This is a genomic window from Streptomyces flavofungini, assembly GCF_041028215.1.
Lineage (GTDB): Bacteria > Actinomycetota > Actinomycetes > Streptomycetales > Streptomycetaceae > Streptomyces > Streptomyces flavofungini_B.
The window spans coordinates 1-1,368 of the sequence record NZ_JASKYR010001288.1 but is presented as its reverse complement, the minus strand read 5'-3'; the positions used below and the strand labels follow the sequence as shown (position 1 = coordinate 1,368).

Annotated in this window: 2 protein-coding genes and 1 pseudogene; 1 reads left to right on the top strand and 2 read right to left on the bottom strand. The window is 74.9% G+C overall.

Annotated features, from left to right (window positions below):
- Window positions 1–152 (top strand): annotated as a pseudogene (locus AB8Z36_RS40505) (NADP-specific glutamate dehydrogenase); the annotation flags it as partial.
- A gap of 111 nt (window positions 153–263) precedes the next feature.
- Here the strand turns inward: AB8Z36_RS40505 and AB8Z36_RS40500 are convergent.
- Both AB8Z36_RS40500 and AB8Z36_RS40495 read right to left on the bottom strand, forming a co-directional pair.
- The gene (locus tag AB8Z36_RS40500) at window positions 264–554 is read right to left on the bottom strand and encodes a hypothetical protein (protein ID WP_369218347.1); all 291 of its coding nucleotides are present in this window, start codon (window positions 552–554) and stop codon (window positions 264–266) included.
- A gap of 113 nt (window positions 555–667) precedes the next feature.
- Entirely contained in the window at window positions 668–1,018 is a 351-nt protein-coding gene (locus AB8Z36_RS40495; protein WP_369218346.1) for a hypothetical protein, read from the bottom strand.
- Between the last annotated feature and the right edge of the window lie 350 nt (window positions 1,019–1,368).

Here is a 1,368-nt window from a genome sequence, read left to right as displayed (position 1 = left end):
CTCACCGCCACGCCGCCGCGCTGATCCGCAACGGCGTCAAGGCGGTCTCCGAGGGCGCCAACATGCCGACGACCCCCGAGGCGGTGCGCCTGTTCAAGGAGGCGGGCGTCGCGTTCGGGCCCGGCAAGGCGGCCAACGCGGGCGGCGTGGCCCCCCCCCCCCCCCCCCCCCCCCCCCCCCCCCCCCCCCCCCCCCCCCCCCCCCCCCCCCCCCCCCCCCCCCCCCCCCCCCGGCGGCGGCCGTCCCGCCGGGTGCGCGGCTCGTCAGGCGTGCGCCCGGCGGGGCGCGGCCCTCGTCGCCACGGCACGGGGTGCGGCCTCGGCCGGGGCCGCACCCCGCAGGCGCCGCAGCCACAGGGAGGTTGTCAGCAGGAGTGCGGCGAAGAGGGCCAGGAGGAGCGCGGAGAGCCACATCTGCCGGCTCCCGGCGGACTGCGTGCCGGTCCAGGCGGTGGATGCCGCCCACAGCAGGGCTCCCACCAGGTAGAAGGTGCGGACCCTGCGCAGCTGCCGTACGGCCCTCGGGGAAGTGACGCGACCAGTCTTGGATGCCATGGCGGCCGTGTACCCCTCCGCGGGCCGTTCAGCGCGCGTCATACCGCTGATGCTGACGTCGGTGCCGGCGCTCGCTGTCGCTGGTGCCGGTACGGGCGCTACCGCCGGTCCGTTCACTGTTCGGCGCGGCCCTCGAAGTCACGTCGTACGGCCGCGCCCTGGTCGTCGACGAGTCCGCCGCCGTCGGGCAGCGGCAGGGCGGCGCGGCACCGCTCGCACAGCCTGCCGTCCTCGGCGGGCGTGCCGCAGGCCTTGCAGAAACGATTGCCGGTCTCGTTGTCCGTAGCGCTTGTCATGACTCTCCCGTCGTCCGTGGGGGTGCGGTGCTCCGTCGGGGTACCCACGGCGACGATGTTGATTCCCCGCACCCGGTGTGCGGGGGAATCTGGCAGTTCGCGCAGGTTCTGGCAGGTGACGTTGCGCGGTCCCAGGGCGTAGATCCTGCCGTCGGCGTCGGTGCGCATGACGGTCGGCAGTTCGCGGTCTGCCCGGACAGGCTCGCCGGCGCCCGGAGCGCGGCGTCGCGGTCGGTCACGTCCGCCGCGACGTCGCCATCCTCGCTCCGGTCGCCGCCGCGGAGGCACTGTGCCTCCGCGGCGGCCGGGGCATGTGGATGCCGTGTGAAACTTCGCACGGTCTGGCGGACGTCCAAGGGGGAATAGCCCGCCCCGCCACTGGGATGTGCCGCTTTCAGGGGTGCTCGCACGTGTGGCCGGTGGGACCGGTGGTTGCCTGCGCGCGCGGACTGCGGGACGGTGGTTGGATCTGTCTTCTTCGCTGAATGAGGTGAGGGTCCACGCGTAGGGGCCCCGAT

Bases quoted from the DNA above. Each gene is read 5' to 3' on its own strand.
- AB8Z36_RS40500 (WP_369218347.1), bottom strand. From the start codon at position 554: ATGGCATCCAAGACTGGTCGCGTCACTTCCCCGAGGGCCGTACGGCAG.
- AB8Z36_RS40495 (WP_369218346.1), bottom strand. From the start codon at position 1,018: ATGCGCACCGACGCCGACGGCAGGATCTACGCCCTGGGACCGCGCAAC.